Source organism: Ekhidna algicida, from assembly GCF_051379705.1.
GTDB lineage: Bacteria > Bacteroidota > Bacteroidia > Cytophagales > Cyclobacteriaceae > Ekhidna.
This window is the reverse complement of record NZ_CP179868.1, coordinates 3571440-3589462: the sequence shown is the minus strand read 5'-3', so window position 1 is coordinate 3589462 and position 18023 is coordinate 3571440. Positions and strand designations below refer to the sequence as shown.

General features: G+C 42.8%; 19 protein-coding genes. 7 read left to right on the top strand and 12 right to left on the bottom strand.

Features of this window, described 5'->3' with window-relative positions:
* Positions 1-348 precede the first annotated feature (348 nt).
* The gene (locus ACL8WY_RS16160; protein WP_436515792.1) at positions 349-894 is read left to right on the top strand and encodes a hypothetical protein; all 546 of its coding nucleotides are present in this window, start codon (positions 349-351) and stop codon (positions 892-894) included.
* Between the two features lie 3 nt (positions 895-897).
* On the opposite strand, the gene ACL8WY_RS16155 is transcribed toward ACL8WY_RS16160, so the two are convergent.
* Genes ACL8WY_RS16155 through ACL8WY_RS16115 form a run of 9 tightly spaced genes read right to left on the bottom strand, consistent with a single transcriptional unit; the run spans position 898 to position 8934 of the window.
* Positions 898-1623, bottom strand: a complete 726-nt coding sequence (locus ACL8WY_RS16155) for a phenylalanine 4-monooxygenase (RefSeq protein ID WP_436515791.1) — start codon at positions 1621-1623, stop codon at positions 898-900.
* Position 1624: 1 nt separating this feature from the next.
* Positions 1625-2632, bottom strand: coding sequence for a bifunctional 3-deoxy-7-phosphoheptulonate synthase/chorismate mutase (locus ACL8WY_RS16150; protein ID WP_436515790.1), 1008 nt, complete (start codon positions 2630-2632; stop codon positions 1625-1627).
* Between the two features lie 3 nt (positions 2633-2635).
* Complete coding sequence (gene trpA, locus ACL8WY_RS16145; protein WP_436515789.1) at positions 2636-3403, bottom strand: tryptophan synthase subunit alpha; 768 nt, start codon at positions 3401-3403, stop codon at positions 2636-2638.
* A gap of 1 nt (position 3404) precedes the next feature.
* Entirely contained in the window at positions 3405-4589 is a 1185-nt protein-coding gene (gene trpB, locus ACL8WY_RS16140) for a tryptophan synthase subunit beta (RefSeq protein ID WP_436515788.1), read from the bottom strand.
* Positions 4586-5206 carry a phosphoribosylanthranilate isomerase gene (locus ACL8WY_RS16135; protein ID WP_436515787.1) on the bottom strand — a complete coding sequence of 207 codons (621 nt, stop codon included), beginning with the start codon at positions 5204-5206 and terminating at the stop codon, positions 4586-4588. Before ACL8WY_RS16135 ends, trpB begins: the two co-directional genes overlap by 4 nt.
* Entirely contained in the window at positions 5203-5988 is a 786-nt protein-coding gene (trpC, locus tag ACL8WY_RS16130; protein ID WP_436515786.1) for an indole-3-glycerol phosphate synthase TrpC, read from the bottom strand. Before trpC ends, ACL8WY_RS16135 begins: the two co-directional genes overlap by 4 nt.
* Positions 5988-6980 carry an anthranilate phosphoribosyltransferase gene (trpD, locus tag ACL8WY_RS16125; protein WP_436515785.1) on the bottom strand — a complete coding sequence of 331 codons (993 nt, stop codon included), beginning with the start codon at positions 6978-6980 and terminating at the stop codon, positions 5988-5990. The genes trpC and trpD overlap by 1 nt, the downstream gene beginning before the upstream one ends.
* Positions 6977-7549, bottom strand: coding sequence for an anthranilate synthase component II (locus ACL8WY_RS16120; RefSeq protein WP_436515784.1), 573 nt, complete (start codon positions 7547-7549; stop codon positions 6977-6979). Before ACL8WY_RS16120 ends, trpD begins: the two co-directional genes overlap by 4 nt.
* The gene (locus ACL8WY_RS16115) at positions 7546-8934 is read right to left on the bottom strand and encodes an anthranilate synthase component I family protein (RefSeq protein ID WP_436515783.1); all 1389 of its coding nucleotides are present in this window, start codon (positions 8932-8934) and stop codon (positions 7546-7548) included. Before ACL8WY_RS16115 ends, ACL8WY_RS16120 begins: the two co-directional genes overlap by 4 nt.
* A gap of 242 nt (positions 8935-9176) precedes the next feature.
* On the opposite strand from ACL8WY_RS16115, the gene ACL8WY_RS16110 reads away from it, so the two are divergent.
* The gene (locus ACL8WY_RS16110; protein ID WP_436515782.1) at positions 9177-9599 is read left to right on the top strand and encodes a TerB family tellurite resistance protein; all 423 of its coding nucleotides are present in this window, start codon (positions 9177-9179) and stop codon (positions 9597-9599) included.
* Entirely contained in the window at positions 9580-11856 is a 2277-nt protein-coding gene (locus ACL8WY_RS16105; protein ID WP_436515781.1) for a DUF5916 domain-containing protein, read from the top strand. Before ACL8WY_RS16110 ends, ACL8WY_RS16105 begins: the two co-directional genes overlap by 20 nt.
* Here ACL8WY_RS16105 and ACL8WY_RS16100 read toward each other — a convergent pair.
* The 3 genes from ACL8WY_RS16100 to ACL8WY_RS16090 are packed head-to-tail and all read right to left on the bottom strand — an operon-like array spanning position 11853 to position 13731.
* Positions 11853-12923, bottom strand: coding sequence for an alkane 1-monooxygenase (locus ACL8WY_RS16100; protein ID WP_436515780.1), 1071 nt, complete (start codon positions 12921-12923; stop codon positions 11853-11855). The two genes, ACL8WY_RS16105 and ACL8WY_RS16100, sit on opposite strands and share 4 nt — an antisense overlap.
* Complete coding sequence (locus tag ACL8WY_RS16095; protein ID WP_436515779.1) at positions 12916-13599, bottom strand: outer membrane beta-barrel protein; 684 nt, start codon at positions 13597-13599, stop codon at positions 12916-12918. The genes ACL8WY_RS16100 and ACL8WY_RS16095 overlap by 8 nt, the downstream gene beginning before the upstream one ends.
* Positions 13600-13602: 3 nt before the next feature.
* On the bottom strand, positions 13603-13731 hold the full coding sequence (locus tag ACL8WY_RS16090) for a 30S ribosomal protein THX (protein WP_436515778.1): 129 nt from the start codon (positions 13729-13731) through the stop codon (positions 13603-13605).
* Between the two features lie 82 nt (positions 13732-13813).
* On the opposite strand from ACL8WY_RS16090, the gene ACL8WY_RS16085 reads away from it, so the two are divergent.
* The 4 genes from ACL8WY_RS16085 (at position 13814) to ACL8WY_RS16070 (ending at position 18021) form a co-directional block, all read left to right on the top strand.
* Positions 13814-15055, top strand: a complete 1242-nt coding sequence (locus ACL8WY_RS16085; RefSeq protein WP_436515777.1) for a DUF819 family protein — start codon at positions 13814-13816, stop codon at positions 15053-15055.
* A 167-nt stretch (positions 15056-15222) separates the two neighbouring features.
* Positions 15223-15852 carry an alpha/beta hydrolase gene (locus tag ACL8WY_RS16080; RefSeq protein WP_436515776.1) on the top strand — a complete coding sequence of 210 codons (630 nt, stop codon included), beginning with the start codon at positions 15223-15225 and terminating at the stop codon, positions 15850-15852.
* 148 nt (positions 15853-16000) lie between these two features.
* Positions 16001-17359: a M20/M25/M40 family metallo-hydrolase gene (locus ACL8WY_RS16075; protein WP_436515775.1), complete on the top strand. Its 1359-nt coding sequence runs from the start codon at positions 16001-16003 to the stop codon at positions 17357-17359.
* Positions 17360-17367: 8 nt separating this feature from the next.
* Entirely contained in the window at positions 17368-18021 is a 654-nt protein-coding gene (locus tag ACL8WY_RS16070; protein ID WP_436515774.1) for an NAD(P)-dependent oxidoreductase, read from the top strand.
* Positions 18022-18023 lie beyond the last annotated feature (2 nt).

Genomic DNA, 18023 nt, shown 5'->3' with positions numbered 1-18023 from the left:
TGCAACTGCCGAAGCAACTGCAATATTTCAAACTACTGTTCGGACTCTTTTCAGATGCGCCTCCGAGAGTTGCCTCTGCGGTCGCTTTTCATCATCAGTTTTTCAAACTTCGTTGATCCAAGCCAAACTTAAAATCAACTTCCCTTTGTCGAACTGGAAACTTTCATTTCAGTTTCCTATCCCTTGTTTGATGATACTAATGTAGACCATAATTTTACATCTCCAAAAAATGTAACTACCTAGTTTTCAACAAGTTTTACCGCACTTTTCCACAGATTTATCCACACCTATTTTTGCTAATGGATTGAAATATTGGTAACTTAATATTCTCACCCAACATTTCAGGCTATGAAAATTTTACCAATTCTCACACTGAGCCTACTAATTGCATTTTCAGGTTATTCCCAGCAAACCGCTGATTTCACCATCGGCCCAGGATACACTTTAGTAGACTTAGACAAGCTCATTGAAAAAGATGAAATCGCAGGAACCAGACTTGAAGACTGGAACCAGTTTAGCATCGGATTTAGTGCTCAGTACTTTTTCACTTCATTAGGCGAATTCCAATTTGGAGCGGAAGTCATGTATCAGCATCTCTATTGGTATCGGGTCATTGTCCCTTTTGGGAGCACGCCCATTGATAGAGAATACACTGTTACTACTTTCCGTCTCACTCCATTATTTAGAGTTGGAGAAGAGGACATGAACTTCGATTTTGGTCCTACCCTCAATTTTAATGATGGATTGGAAATAGGCGCGATGATTTCAGGAAATAAGTACTTTCCTCTTTCTGATAATATTGACTTACCAATAAAGATTCGAGTAGACCTGATTAATAGCATCGTTTTAGTTGTGCCTGTTTCAGTACACACCGGTATTCGGATGAAGTTTTGAAGCTTATGCTACTGCTTCCAGCTTTTCAGCTAGCAGACGCTCAATCTCAGGTATGCTCTCATATAGCTGCTCGTACGACTCAGTGATAAAATATTCTGTTTGGAATTTATCTTTCCTATAAGGCGTATTTAGCATATGTTCAATACTGAAAGTGTGCTTTGGCGGTTCATCGCTCAATGAGAACTGAGTTTCTCCTGCAGAAGACAAGATACCTGCCCCGTAGATTCTCAAACCTTCTTTTTCCTGGATTAAGCCAAACTCGACCGTGAACCAGTAAACCCTGGAGAGTAGCTCTATCGCGTAATCATTGCCCACATATTGCAATCCAATTTTACTCAACGCTTCGAGAAAATCTACGAAGTGCTGGTTCGTCAAAAGCGGAACGTGCGCAAATACATCATGAAACATATCCGGTTCTTCCAGGTAGTCGAGTTCTTTCATCTTTCTCAGCCACGTCGTGGCTGGAAAACGTCGATTGGCCATGAGTTCGAAAAACGTATAATCAGGCACTATCCCTGGTACCACCGCCAGTTGCCAACCGGTAGTCTCTTCCAGAATCGCGTTGGTTTCTTTAAAGTCAGGAATAATTCCTGTTTCAAAATTGGCAATCTTCAAACCCTCACGGTACGCATGGCACGCATGTGTCGGGAATTGCTTCATCTGACGATCGAAGAGAATCTTCCATACTTCAAAGTCCTCATCTGTGTAGTTTTCAAAAATCTGCCTCATATTAATTTTCAGCCATGCTGTTTAAAGTTCTAAGTTTTTCAATTAGCTGAGATGCTTCAGCGTAATCCAATGTCTGCTGTCCATCTGAAAATGCCTCTTCCGGTTTGCAATGTGTTTCAAAAATGACACCATCCGCCCCAGCAATGGTGGAGGCCATTGCGATCGGAGCTACATGGTCTCGGATACCTATGCCGTGCGATGGATCAGCTATGACCGGAAGGTGTGATTTCTCCTTCAGGATTGGTATCGCATTGATATCAAACGTGTTTCTTGATGCTTTCTCATAGGTTCTGATGCCGCGTTCACACAGCAATAGCCTTTCGTTTCCTCCTGAGAATACATATTCTGCACTATAGAGCAGCTCATCAATGGTACCTGAGATCCCTCTTTTGATCATTACCGGCTTGTCTACCCGGCCCAGCTCATCTAATAGGTTATAATTCTGCGTATTTCTAGCGCCTACCTGGAAGATATCTACATAATCGTGCATGGCTTCTATCTGAGAAACCTGCATCACTTCTGAGATAATTTTGATACCGTTCTCTTTTGCCAGCTTGTACCATAGCTTCAATCCGTCGATACCTAATCCCCGGAAAGAATAAGGAGAGCTCCGAGGCTTGTAGACACCTCCGCGCATGATCTTGATGTTGTTGGCCTTTAGAAAGTTAATGGTATCTATTATGTTCTCTTCGCCTTCGATGCTGCAAGGACCGGCCATCAGTGAAAAATGTCCTCCGCCAATTTTGATATCATCGCCCAGGTCTATAACCGTTGGGTTGACTTTCCATTTTGCCGAAACAAGTTTGAAATCATCCGATACAACATGAATGTCTTTGATCCCTTCTAGATGACCTATTTTTCGAATGTCAAACTGCTTTTTACCTGTACCGATCAGATAGTTTCCGTACTGAGTTTGGACACGAGTGGTCTTGTATTTAAGCGAATGCAGCTCTTTTTCAACCAAAGCTGTCAATTCACCATTTGTTCCTTTTTCTAGTTGTATGATCATTTTCTATCCTTTAATCTTCTTTACAAAATTGCTAACTGCGTGCTCACTTGGATCCTCTTTCAATTGTTTGATGAAAGCACTCCCGATGATGGCGCCATTCGCATAACTACACGCATTTCTGAATGTATTGTGATCAGAAATTCCAAAGCCAATCAGGCGAGGCGTAGTTAACTTCATCGATTGAATCCGTTTGTAATACTCAACCTGGCCTTCCTGCACTCCGGACTTTGCACCTGTGATACTCGAGGAAGAAACGACATATATGAAGCCTCCCGATTTTTTATCAATTTCTTGTATTCGCTCTTCTGATGTATTTGGGCTGATAAGGAAGATGTTGTGGACTCCTTTGCCCTGAAAAACGGAGGAGTAGCTTTCCAAATATTCATGCATCGGCAAATCCGGGATGATCACACCATCCACTCCTACCTCGGCGCATTTTTCGCAAAATCGTTCAATACCGTATTGAATTACAGGGTTTATGTATCCCATGAGAAGCACCGGGATGGAAACTTCCTGTCTCAAATCCTTTAACTGATCAAATAGCTTCTCTATGGTCATTCCATTCTCCAGTGCTTTCTGAGAGCTTTCCTGGATGGTCGGGCCATCTGCGACTGGGTCTGAAAAAGGCATACCTATTTCCAACATGTCCGCACCGGCAACTTCTAGTGATTTGGCTATCCGCAAGGTATCGTCAAGCTTGGGATACCCTGCCGTGAAGTAGACATTGAGAATGTCGTGTTTGTCTTTAAATACCTGATCGATTCTGTTCATCTCAATACTTCCCCCAATTGATATAGGTTTCTAAATCTTTATCTCCTCGGCCTGACAGGTTTACCACGACTACCTCATCGTCTTCGAATCGACGATTATTAAAGATGGCGAGTGCATGCGCTGACTCTATAGCAGGAATGATCCCTTCCATCTTACTTAGTTCGATCCCTGCAATCATGGCTTCTTCATCTGTGATACTGTAGAACTCCGCTCTCCCTGCGTCGAAGAGATGCGCATGGATAGGTCCGATACCCGGATAATCCAGGCCAGCTGAAATACTATGAGGTTCTACAACTTGCCCATCTTCTGTTTGCATCAAAATGGTTTTACTTCCATGTAAAACTCCGGACTTGCCCAAAGTGGTTGTTGCTGCTGATTTACCTGAATTGAGGCCTTGACCGGCAGCTTCCGCAGCAATCAGATTGACATCTTCATTATCTAAAAAATGATAAAAAGCTCCGGCTGCATTGCTTCCTCCTCCAACACAAGCGATCACATGATCCGGGGCGTTTCTGCCTTCGACCTCTTGCAATTGACTTAGCATTTCCGCGCTTATGACCGACTGGAATCTGGCGACCATATCCGGATATGGATGTGGCCCGACGACTGAGCCGATGATGTAATGTGTGTCATTGGGATTATTGATCCAGTGACGCATCGCTTCATTGGTTGCATCTTTCAGCGTCTTGCTACCTGATGTGGCAGGAATTACTTGTGCTCCGAGAATCTTCATGCGTTCGACGTTTGGCTTTTGTCTGGCCATGTCTATCTCTCCCATGTACACCACACACTCCATCCCCATCAGTGCGCAAACGGTGGCTGTAGCTACGCCGTGTTGACCTGCGCCTGTTTCAGCAATGATCTTTGACTTACCCAATCCTCGGGCTAATAAAATCTGACCAATGGTGTTATTGACCTTATGAGCCCCTGTATGACATAAATCTTCTCTTTTAAGGTAAACCTTCGTTTTATACTTTTCGGAAAGCCTTCCTGCGAAGTATAGCGGAGTAGGTCTTCCCACATATGTTTTCAGCAGATGATCAAACTGATTTCTGAAATCCTCTGATTGAATGATCTTCAGATAGTTTTCTCTCAGTTCCTCCACGTTGGGGTAAAGCATCTCAGGAATATAAGCTCCCCCAAATTGCCCATAATAACCTTTCTCATTTACATGGTACTTGCTCATAGCCCTGCTTTTAGCTGTCTTAGTTTCTCGATATCCTTAAGTGCCGGCTCTTGCTCGAAGCGGCTATTCACATCTATCCCGACCAGCTGTTCTATCCCCATCAACTTGATTTTTGGTATGTCTTCTAGTTGGACGCCTCCGCTTAATAGAAATGGTACATTTAGGTTGTAATTTTTCAGAATATTCCAATCAAAATGCCGGCCTGATCCACCATAATTGATAGAAGCTGTATCAAAAAGAAAGTAATCGGCTATTCCTTCATAGTTCTTAGCAAAGAATGGGATGGTGTCCATTACCCTGAATACTTTAATAATCTTTAGCCCTCTTTCTTTAAGTGCATTTGCAAACGTCAAATCTTCGTCTCCATGTAGTTGAATGTATTCCAACCCGTACCTGTTTGCGATTTCCAGAATTGTTTCGAGTGACTCATTCACGAAGACACCTACCTTGCTTATACTGATTGGAATACGCATGATGAAATCTTCATCCATTTCATTCACATACCGAGGTGATTTGCGATAAAATATAAATCCAATGAAGTTGGGCTTCAGCGCTATAAGTTCCTGAATATTGTCAGGATCTCGCATTCCACATACTTTTAGTTTTAGCTCTTTCATATCAATTGCCTTATAAATTCTTTGGCGGCTTTCTCTGGCCTGCCGCTTTTCATGAATGTTTCTCCAATGAGAAATCCTTCATACCCGACTTTTTTTAACTGACTGATCGTATTAGGGTCAGCAATTCCGCTTTCGGATACTTTCACAAATTCATTAGGTATCAACTCCACCAGATCATAGGATGTTTGAACATCTGTCTTGAAGGTTTTCAGGTTTCTATTATTTACTCCTATTAGATCAACTTTATCGGTGATGCTTCTTTTGAGTTCATCTTCATTGTGAACCTCTAGCAAAACCTCCATCCCAAGGCTTTGCGCCAGGCCGCCAAGTTTTTCGATTTCAGACTTATCCAAGACAGAAGCTATCAGTAAAATCACATCAGCGCCAATTGATTTTGCCTCTATGACCTGATATTCATCGATCATAAAATCTTTTCTAAGAATTGGGCAGAAATTGAACGACCTGGCTACTTTCAAATCATCGGATGAGCCTCCGAAGTATTCGTTATCGGTCAATACTGAGAGGCCTGATGCACCGGCCTGCATATAACCAATAGACGTTCTTTCTACCGAAACATGAGCATTGATGATTCCTTTAGATGGAGATTTTCGCTTTATCTCTGCTATGATTCCGGACTTATCTTCACGTTTGAGGTACTTTTTCAGCGAAACGGGCTTGCTTTCATAGTATGCACTATTTTCAAGGAGTTTTACCGGGTACAACTCCTTACTAGCTTCTACTTCTTTACGCTTATTTTCTATTATCTCTGAAAGAATATCCATTAATTATTTATGCTTAAAAAGTTCTTAAATGATTGAAGGGCCTTGGTACTCTCAAGCGATTGTTTGGCTTTCGCAATTCCGTCCTTTATTGAAATTTGATTTACAGTGGCAATGGCCAATCCAGCATTTGATAGTACTGCATGATTCTGAGCTTCTGTTCCGTCACCGCTGAGAATGGTTTTAAATATTTCGGCCGCTACTTCTACGGTTTCCCCGCCATGTAACTGATCTTGTTTCAATGTTTCAAATCCCAGGCTTTCTGGGGAGACCAACTCCTCTGTTGTATTCGAGATTAACTTAAAGTCATCTGTAAGCGATATTTCATCATATCCATCAAGTGAGTGGACAATGGCAAAATTTTTATCTGTATTCTGATAGAGATATCCATACAGTCTCGCAAGCTCCAGGCTGAAAACGCCGACCAGCTGATTCGGAGGAAAGGATGGGTTTACCATCGGTCCGAGCATATTGAAGAAAGTTTTTACTCCCAGCTCTCTACGTATTGGTCCCACATTTTTCATTGCAGGATGAAATAAGGGTGCATGCATGAAGCAAATACCGGAAGCATCCATGGATCGCTTCATTAGATCCGCATCTCCTGAAAATTTTACGCCCAGATGCTCAAGCACATTGGAAGAACCACTGACAGAGGAAACTCCATAGTTTCCGTGCTTGGCTACATTCACACCCGCTCCCGCAACAATGAAAGAGGAAATGGTAGATATATTAAAGGTGTTTTTTCCATCTCCGCCCGTTCCGCAAACATCTATTGAATTATATCCTTTTAAATCTACGGGGTTGCATAGCTCCAGCATCGCATCGCGAAAGCCTTCCAACTCCTGTACCTGTATTGCTCGCATTAGGTATACAGTGAGAAATGAAGCGACCTGACTATCATTGTATTGTCCGGTTGCCAGTCCGGTCAGCACCTCTTTTGCCTCTTCTCTTGATAGTGACTGGTTGTTGATCAGTCTATTCAAAATATCCTTCATAGTTCTAACCAGTTTTGCATTAATACTTTTCCATGTTCTGTCATAATCGACTCGGGATGAAACTGCACTCCACGTACATTGTATTCCTTGTGCCGGATTGACATAATGTTTCCATTTTCAGCAATACTTGTCACCTCTATATCTTCCGGGAGACTGTCTTTTTCAATGACCCAGGAGTGGTATCGACAAACATTGAATGAACTTGGCAGGCCTTTAAAAATTGGATCATCTACTACTTGTTCGATGGGAGTTACCATCCCATGGTAGACCTTAGGTAGGTTGAATAATCTGCCACCAAAAGTTTCTCCGATGCCCTGGTGGCCCAGACAGACTCCAAGGATATTTTTGGATCCTGCGAATCGCTCAATAACTTTTGGCATTAGACCGGCATTTTTCGGAAGTCCCGGCCCTGGTGAAAGCAGGACTTGATCATAATTTTCTACCTCATCAAGTTCAAATTGATCGTTTCGAACAATCTTCATTTGATCTCCTACTCCAAGTTCGCGTAGAATATGAACCAGGTTGTAGGTAAAAGAATCGTAGTTATCAATAACGAGTACCTTTTTCATATCTGTTCCGCCTCCTTAATAGCGTGTTCTAATGCGCTCACTTTATTGAATACTTCTTGTAATTCATTTTCCGGGACAGACTGAGCCACAATACCTGCTCCTGCCTGAAACTTGAGTGTGTTGTTTTTACTTAAAAAACTTCTTATCATGATTGCGTGATTGAAGTTGCCCTTGAAATCCATGAAACCGACTGCTCCACCATAGAATCCTCGCGGTGTATTCTCATTCTCCTCAATGATCTCCATCGCTCGAATCTTAGGTGCTCCTGAAAGAGTCCCTGCCGGAAATGTTTCAGCCACAATATCCATGAAAGAGGCTCCCTCCTTTATTGATCCGGTCACCTTGGAAACAAGATGGATCACATGAGAGTAGTACTGCACTTCTTTGTAGGTTTCCACTTTCACATCATTGCAGCTTCTACTGAGATCATTCCGAGCTAAGTCTACCAACATGACATGTTCAGAATCTTCCTTCGGATCTTGTAGCAGCTTTTCTGCAAGCTCAGAATCAGCCTTGTCGTTACCTGTTCTTTTAAATGTGCCTGCAATGGGATGTATTTCTGCTTTTTGATCGCTTAACACAATTTGGGCTTCAGGTGACGATCCGAAAACACGAAAGCTGCCATAATCGAAGTAAAAGAGGTATGGCGAAGGATTGACTGAGCGCAACGTTCGATACACCTGAAAATCATCTCCTTGAAATGGGATTTGAAAATTCCGGGACAATACTACCTGAAAGACATCTCCTACATGGCAATGATGAATACCTTTCTTGACCATATCAAGGTATTCACTGTCTGTTTTATTCGATTTTTTTTCGGCCGTTGTTTTAAATGGATAGCCGGGGATATTACGTTGCTGAATCAATGAGGTAACTTCCTCAAACAGATCATCATTTGGTTGATCAGTGAAAGCCTCGATGATGTGACATTCATTTTTGAAGTGATCCAATGCAATAATGAACTGAAAGAGGTGATATTGCGCAATCGGTATGCTTTCGTCCTTTTTCGCAATCGACAAGTCGCCAAATTCAGCCTTCGCATCATAATTGAAGTAGCCAAACAAGCCAGAGCGAATGAATCCGTTCGATTCTTCTGAAGTAAAGGAATATGTAAACTTTTCTATTTCTTTCTTCAAATCATCGATCGGATATTTTTCCACCTTTTGGTGAGGCAGCTTACGCGCTATATTTCCATTGTGAGCGCGTAAATATGCCAGCGGAGAACAGCAGATATAAGAAAAACTGTTTTCTCCTCCGTGGTAGTCCGAACTCTCTAGTAAGAATGAATTGGCAAAGCGATCCCGAAGCTTCAGGTAGATACTCACCGGTGTGATGGTATCGGCCAAAATCTTACGTTCACGTGTCTTTATTCGTATTTTACTCATAGGTATAAACAAAAAAAACCCTGACGAATCTGTCAGGGTTTATATATTTTTAAACACAGCAGTGGATCGTCAGCAACAATTATTGCATCTCCACCACCAATATGTTTTAGTTGTCATCATTATGCCGCTAAGCTAATTGTATTTACTTTTAAAAAACAAGTGGAACTAAAATTTTGTTATCTTTTTTTAACCACTTGTATAAGACCATCCAGCTATTGATGTTTTTAACTTAAATTTCCGCCATGTTATCGCATGAAGAACAAATTAGCATACTTGCTCACTTATCAAAAGCTGACAATGTAGTTGCAGAGGAGGAATTTAGACTCATTATGTTTATTGCTGATGGACTTGGTTTGTCTGAAGAAAAGACTGCTGAAATCGTCAATAATCCGCGTCCAATTCCAAAATTGAAGGACTTACCTCCTGATGAGAAATTCAATTACCTCTTTAATATCATTCGAATGATGAAGGCCGATGGTAAAGTACATTCCAATGAAATAAAGTTTTGCGAGAAAATCGCACTAAATCTTGGATACAAACCCGGTGTGATAGCAGACCTTTCTGCATATATATATAAGGACCCAAGCATCAACTCTAATCGTAATTTCTTAAGATCAATTGCTGATCAGCATTTAATCCCGATGGATGAACGCAACGAAGAGTAAACTACTTTTTATTCTATCCATTTTTTGGTTTACCTGTAATGCTCAAAACACACCTGATGGTGTTAGTTATGAATTGAGGATTGCTGATGAACCTATTGAAATAGATGGTAGATTGGATGAAGATATCTGGTCAAGGTTACCTCGGGGTGGTGGTTTTGTAGAGACATTCCCTACTGACTACACTCTTGCGGAAGATAGTACCCAGTTTATGATAACCTATACAGACAAGGCAGTTATCATTGGTATCATATGTTACGATTACAGGGACGGAGACTACATCTCTACCACCTTAAGAAGGGATTTTGATTGGGGATCGAATGACAATGTCGCTGTGTACATCGACCCTTATAATGATAAGAGTAATGGCTTCACCTTTCAGGTAACACCGAATAATGTACAACGAGAGGGCTTAGTCCTTTTGGATGGCGGTGTACGAGACGATTGGGATAACAAATGGTTTAGCCAGGTGTATCAGGGAGATAATTTTTGGTCCACCGAAATCTCTATTCCTTTTAAGACTATTCGCTTTAATAATGTGGATCAGTGGAACATTCAGGTGTTGCGCAACAACTTAAAGAGCAATGTACAAAGTGCCTGGATTCAGGTGCCACAGGGCTACAGACCTAGCAACATGACATTCTCCGGTAAAATCAATTGGGATACACCTCCAAAATCTGCCGGCTCAAATGTGACGCTTATCCCTTACGTTGCTTCGAGTGCGGGGAAGAATCATGAGGAGGGTGAGCCTGCGACATCTGATCTACAAGCAGGATTTGATGCCAAAGTGGCTGTGTCCAGTTCGCTTAATCTAGACCTTACTTTCAATCCTGACTTCTCTCAGGTTGAAGTTGATCAGCAGGTCACGAACCTTCAGCGCTTTGAGATTTTCTTCCCCGAGCGAAGACAATTTTTCCTTGAAAATCAGGACCTTTTTGCAGAAGGAGGATTTGGCAGATCACGACCCTTCTTTTCCAGAAGAATTGGAATTCAGGGCTCTGGTGACACGCGAAGAAATGTGCCCATCATTGCCGGAGCTCGCTTGAGTGGTAAAATTGGGAGTAAGTGGCGTGTGGGTGCGTTGAATATGGTAACTAATGAAGATGCTACAGCGGAAGAGATATCTCCTGCCCAAAACTATTCGGTTGCTGTTTTGGAACGTCAGATTTTTAATCGATCCAGGCTAAGTGCCATATTCGTTGGCCGAAATAATCTGGGCAATTCAGCTGTAGAATATGATTCTACTACTTTGGCAAATACAGGCCAGCTGGAAGATCAGTTTGGTAATCAGCTGGCTGCAGAAGACACGTTAATTACTTTAAGTGAGTACAACTACGTTTTTGGACTGGACTATAACCTCGCTACCGTGGATAATAGCTGGGAAGGGGATATTTTCTATCACCGCTCGCTCGATCCGAATGCAAGTAACGACGAGAAATATGCTACCGGTGCTTTTATTCGCTACCAGAAACCGGAATTTAGTGTTCGCACCAATTTCCAGCGCATTGGAGAAAATCACAATGCAGAAGTGGGCTTTGTGCCTCGGCCAGGTGTAACCAATTATGGCATTGGCACTGAGTATAATTTCTTCACGCGCGAAGGCAATGAGCTCCAACGTCATGGCCCGAACCTTGGCTTTGGAGGTGTTCTCACCAACGACTGGGAAAGACTAGATAACGATGCAGGCCTTGACTATGAGTTTTCATTTTTAAATACCTCCTATCTTGAAATTGGTGCCAATTGGAACTTTGTGTCACTCACCTCAGGATTCGATCCTTCTGGTTCAGACGGTGTTGAGCTCGCCGAAAACACGGAGCACAGTTGGATGAGCTACAAAATATTTTATCGAACAGATAGAAGGAAAAATTTCATTTTCCGTGCATTTGTCAGAAATGGGGGATTCTTCAATGGCAACCGTTTCAATGCTGAATTAGGTCTCACATTCAGGCTTCCACCGATTATGCAAATTGAATTGAATGGCGAGTATAACCGGATTGATTTACCTGATCCCTACAGCGATGCAGATCTTTACCTCATCGGACCAAGGTTTGATTTAACGCTTAGCAACAACCTGTTTTTTACGACTTTCATCCAATACAATTCTCAGAGTGAAAATCTGGGGCATAACTCCCGATTCCAATGGAGATTCAAACCTGTATCGGACGTATTTCTGGTATATACTGACAATTACATTACGGACGGATTCCAAACCCGGAATCGTGCAATCGTATTTAAAATCAATTATTGGCTCAGTCTTTAGGCTGCTTGTGCCAGTCCTTCTGATTTGATTTTCCTGATTCGCGGATTCATAATCGAAAACCACAGCGGAGGAATAGTAGCTAAAATCATCATGCCCGGATAGCCGGTAGGCATTTGCGGACTTTCATCAATATGCCTGAGTATCTGATACTTTCTGCTAGCGATGTAATGATGATCTGAGTGTCTGGAAAGTTCAAACAAAATAATGCGGCCGATCTTGTGATCTGAATTCCACGAGTGATGTGGCATTACGCGCTCATAGGTATCTCCTTTTCTATCACGCTCTAATCCATAGTGCTCAATGTAATTCACCGTTTCCAGTAGCAGGAATCCCATAACTGCCGCAAGTATGAAATAGCCCATGATCATCCAGCCAAAAACGAGTCCGATTCCTATTGTAAATCCAATTTGGATCAGTTGGAATTGGAGCATCTCATTTTGAAGCGAGAAAGCTGACATTCCTTTTTTCTTTAACCGCTCTGCTTCGAGCTGCCAGGCAGATAAATAAGCAAACACTACGGATCTTATCCAAAAGGTATATAACCACTCGCCATATCTAGCTGATGAAGGATCCTCTTTCGTGCTTACATTTCTATGATGCCCACGGTTGTGCTCAATAAAGAAATGCATATAAAGAGAAGTGAGCAAAAGAGCTTTTGCCATAAACTGTTCATATTTCTCCTTCCTGTGACCAAGCTCATGCGCTACATTAATGCCTATCACTCCGCACATAAGTCCCATGGCCGTTATTCTGCCGATTTTGTCAACCAAAGTCAAACCCACTTCTTGCATAGAAATTAGAAACGTACCCAATAAAACAAATTGGATTGGTACCATGATGTACAATTGCCAATCGAAAATCCGATCCTTTTTTCGTTCTTCCTCTGTCTCTGTTGCCAGATTTTCCGGATTTGGCTTAAAGGCCAATTCTAACAAAGGGATCATGACAAATGATTCTATCAACGGAAGGTAGGTGAGCCATCCATATGTGTTGAAACTGACCCATGCCAATGCCGGAAGCAATAGCACGTTCATATATTTCAGTCTGCTTAGCTTTTCTTTATTCATTCTTGTTTCCTCCAAAAGAAATCATGTACCCAACAGTAAATCCCAACATCCAGTGATTGGATAAGTCCGGTGTCTCCGTTGTAAGGTCTCCAGGGTCAATAAAGTTACTGAAACTGTAGCTAAAAAATCCTTCCACCTGGAAAGTACCGATGGACAATTCTCTGAAGATACCTCCGCCCAATCGAGCTCCATATCCAACGTCACGATCGCGAGTTTCATCATAAGTATAGAAGTCGGCACCACCGGTATTGTTGCTGTCAGGCTCTGCATCCAGGCTCGAACTCATGAGAAACTCCATATATAAACCAACGGAGATAAAGTATTTATTCTTGCCACCAAAGTAGCCAAACCCTTCGAGTGGGATCTCCAGGTAGTTCATTCGAGCTGAGTAGCTAGGCTCGTCCGTAAGGAATGTTTGCTTCCAGCCTTTTTGTACGTAATTCACGCCAAATTGAATCCCCGAGTTTAGGAATGCGCTTCCGGGTTTAGGAAGATACTTTACAAACACTCCCCCGCTCGCGCCAGGCAGAAATGTGGTATTCAGGTTTAAGTTAAATACCGTATGTTCAATAAATGTAGATGAAACATGGCCTCCTGCCTTCACCCCTACAAATGTCGTTTGCCCCACTCCTACATTAACAACTAATGCAAGACAGATCAGCCATATAATCCTCATTTATTATTTCTTTTTAGATGCTTTTTTTGCTGGTTGTGCAACTGACTTCCTATTGGCACTTCTGGGTCTTGAAGCTCCGTATGTACCTTTAGAAATCTTACCTCTTCTGGTTTTTTTATCTCCTTTCCCCATAATCGTATTTTTTTTCAAAAATAAAATAAAGATGGATATGCTCAATGATAATGATTATTCTTGAAGCTAATTCAAAAAAACCATGGACCAACCTTTAATCACAAATGATGCCGTAATTTTTGGAATGCTGATGCTGATGCTCGGTGCAGTATTCTACACTTCGGCTTTGGATCACCCATTTTGGAAGAAGTTCTATTCTTACGTGCCGGCACTGCTCGTGTGCTATTTTCTGCCTTCTCTCATGAAAGCAGTTGGGTTGATTGATCCCTCGAAATCGAATTTGTATTTTGTCGCATCGCGGTACCTTCTTCCTGCAAGTTTGGTTTTATTGACTTTGAGTGTTGATCTAAAAGAAATTGCCAAGCTTGGATCGAAAGCAGTAATCATGTTTGTGACAGGAACCGTAGGCATCATGATCGGCGGGCCACTTACTATTATGATCTTTTCTCAAATCGCACCGGATCTGGTTGGAGGTGTAGCTCCCAATGAAGTTTGGCGTGGGATGACGACAATCGCCGGCTCATGGATTGGTGGTGGTGCCAATCAAGCGACCATGAAGGAAGTCTTTGAGGTGAGCGATGAATTATTTTCTACCATGGTAACTGTAGATATTATTGTTGGGAATGCATGGTTGGGAATACTTATAGCAGGAGTCGCGGTAACCAAAATCATTGATCGCAAGCTCAAAGCAGATTCTTCGGCTATCGAAGCATTGAAGCTGAAAATGGAAAACTATCAGGCAAGTGTTTCCAAAACTCCTGATTTGACTGACCTGATGAAAGTGCTAATGGTCGGTTTTGCCTGCACAGGATTCGCCCATTTTGGTTCCGATTTAATTGTTCCATTTCTGGAGCAATTCCCGGCGCTGCAGCAATACAGCCTTACTTCCGGATTTTTCTGGCTGGTCGTTATTGCTACTACCCTGGGAGTGATCCTGTCATTCACCAAGGCTCGAGAGCTTGAGGGTGTCGGAGCTTCCAGAATCGGAAGGGCATTCATTTACATACTTGTAGCGGCTATAGGTATGAACATGGATATCCTCGCGATCTTCTCGAATCCCGGATACTTCTTTCTGGGAATCACCTGGATTCTATTTCACGTACTGCTGCTCGCTATTGTGGCTAAACTGATCAAAGCACCTTATTTCTTTATTGCGGTAGGCAGTACCGCCAATGTTGGCGGTGCGGCGTCTGCACCTGTGATTGCCTCCGAGTTTCATCCGTCTTTAGCTCCTGTGGGTGTATTGATGGCAGTTTTAGGGTATGTACTGGGAACCTACGGCGCTTATTTATGTGGGTTAATGATGCAAATGGTAGCTGGATAATTTACTTCCCTCTCTGGAGGGGTCGGGGGTGGGTTGTGATGCATCGAACAATTTCATTTACCACCCATTTGATATTAGTTTTCACATCAAGGTCATCAAATCTTTACAATAAAATCTACGATAAACTCATCAATCCCTAAATCCCCTCCAAGGAGGGGACTTTCAAAATGCAACACCACATCAACATTTCCATAAAAGCCTCCTACCACACCTTAAACAAGCTGACTGAAAAAACTGAACGGGTTTGGCTGGTCTTTCACGGGTATGGTCAGTTGGCGGAATACTTCATTAAAAAATTTGAGGATTTAGATCCGGAGAAAAATTTCATCATAGCTCCTCAAGGTCTTTCCAAGTATTATCTGAACGGAGTTTATGGCAGAGTAGGCGCATCCTGGATGACGAAGGAAGACCGCTTGACTGAAATTGAAAATCAATACGCATACATAGATGCTGTTTTGCATACGATTGGAGACATTTCTAACAAACAACTCATCTATTTTGGGTTCTCTCAAGGCACGGCTACTATGGGACGATATGCTGCACAGGCTAAAGTACCATTTCATCAAATGATCATCTGGGCGGGTACATTTCCGCCGGATACCAATCCTGAAGATTGGAAGTATTTAACCGGTGAAGAAGGAATTCACTATTACACCAGCAAAGAGGATATCTACTTTAAAGAAGAGATGATACCCCAACAAAATGAGGTTGTAAAGAAGGCGCTGGGTCGAGAGCCACAATTACATTGGTATGATGGTGGTCATCGGGTGATGCCGGAAATTGTAGCCAGCCTCTAATCCACACTTTCTTCCTTTTGTAACAGCTCGTTTTGAATGCGCATTCGATTCAGTTAATTTCAGCCCCTGATGATCAGGTAATTCATTGAGCATAACATTGCGGTAAGTCACCGTAGGCGGCAATGACTCAATGCACAAATTGAAACGTATGAAAAAGATTTTACTACTCTCCCTTTTAGCTCCAATGTTGGCATTCTCCCAGCATGAGGATCAAATCAAAAGCATCTACAACGAAGCATTGACCAATGGCCGGGTGTATGAAGACCTCCGGGTATTGTGTAAAGAAATCGGAAACCGATTGTCAGGATCACCTGAAGCTGCCGCTGCGGTAGAGTATACGAAGCAGCTCATGGAATCTTACGGGTTCGACACGGTATACCTGCAACCTGTGATGGTACCACATTGGGTTCGTGGCAAGAAAGAGATCGTGCGTGCGGTGAATTCGGATAAGCACGGCACCATTGATTTCAATGCACTGGCATTGGGCAACTCCGTGGGCACAGGTCCTGAGGGCGTGCTTGCTGATGTGATCGAGGTGAGCGGCATAGACGAGGTGAATGAGCTCGGCAAGAAATTAGAAGGCAAGATTGTATTTTACAATGGCCGGATGGATCCTACCATCATCAACACCTTCGGCGCTTACGGAGGTGCGGTGGTTCAACGATCCTCAGGAGCTTCAGAAGCTGCTAAATATGGAGCCAAAGCCATTATCATTCGCTCGGTTACCAACAGGCAAGATGACATTCCCCATACGGGATCATTGAGGTACAAAGCATTGATCAATCAAATACCCGCTGTGGCCATAAGTACCAATGATGCGGATAAGCTGAGTCAGGTATTGAAAGAACAAAAACTCAATGTGTACATAGAGACGCATTGCCAACAGCTGCCTGATGTACTTTCATACAATGTCATCGGAGAACTACGAGGCTCAGAAGTTCCGGATGAGATCATCGCAGTGGGCGGACATCTGGATTCGTGGGATGTAGGCGAAGGTGCACATGACGATGGCAGTGGGTGCATGCAGGCGATTGAAGCGGTTCGACTATTCAAAGCACTGGGTATCACGCCAAAGCGTACGCTCAGAGCAGTAATGTGGATGAATGAAGAAAACGGTCTCAGAGGTGGTCGGGAGTATGCGAGAGTGGCCAAAGAAAAAGGTGAAAAGCACATCGCTGCGCTGGAGTCCGATTCTGGAGGGTTTCAGCCACTGGGCTTTTCCACTTCAGGCACAGAAGAGCAAAGAGCACAGATCAAAGCATGGAGAGACTACTTCCTTCCCTATCGGGTTTGGGACTTTGATCAGAATGGTGGCGGTGCAGACATTGGACCATTGAGGTCACAGGGGACACTTCTTATTGGCCTGCGACCAAGCACACAGAAGTATTTTATCTATCACCACACCCCTGCGGATGTGTTTGAAGCCATTGATCAGCGCGAACTTGAGCTGGGTGCGGCAAGCATGAGCGCCATGATGTACTTGTTGGATCAGGAAGGGTTGAAGTAAAATGTGAGATGAATCTCCTCATACTTGGCGCTACCGGACGAACAGGAAAGCTAGTTCTCAAGTATGCGCTTGAGAATGATTACCGTGTGACTTGTCTTTCGAGAAATTCCAAACGTATCAAGAAACAAGAGGGACTTACAATTCTCGAAGGGAATCCAAGTAAGAGAGAAGATTTGAGAAAAGCCCTAGCTGGATGTGATGCAGTGATCAGTGTGCTTAATATCTCCAGAAAGTCAGACTTTCCCTGGTCTTCAATCAGAACTCCAAAAAAATTTCTTTCAGATACGATGCGACAACTAATTCCTTTCGCTGAAGAAGAAGAGATCAAACGTCTGGTAATTTGCTCTGCATGGGGTGTGGCAGAAACAAAAGAAAATCTACCGGGATGGTTTCGGTGGTTTGTTGAAAACAGCAATATAGGTGTTGCCTATGCAGATCATGAAAGACAAGAAAAGGTCGTTCAGGAGTCAAACGTAGATTGGACTATTGTGCGTCCTGTTGGATTAACCAATTCAAAAAGGAAGCAACCCGTGAGAGAAACGTTTGATAATTATCCAAAGCCCGGCTTATTGATCAGCCGTTTGGCGGTAGCCAAGTATCTAGTAAATTCACTTAAATCAATTGATTTGATTGGCAAAAAGGTTGTGATATCAAAGGACTAGCC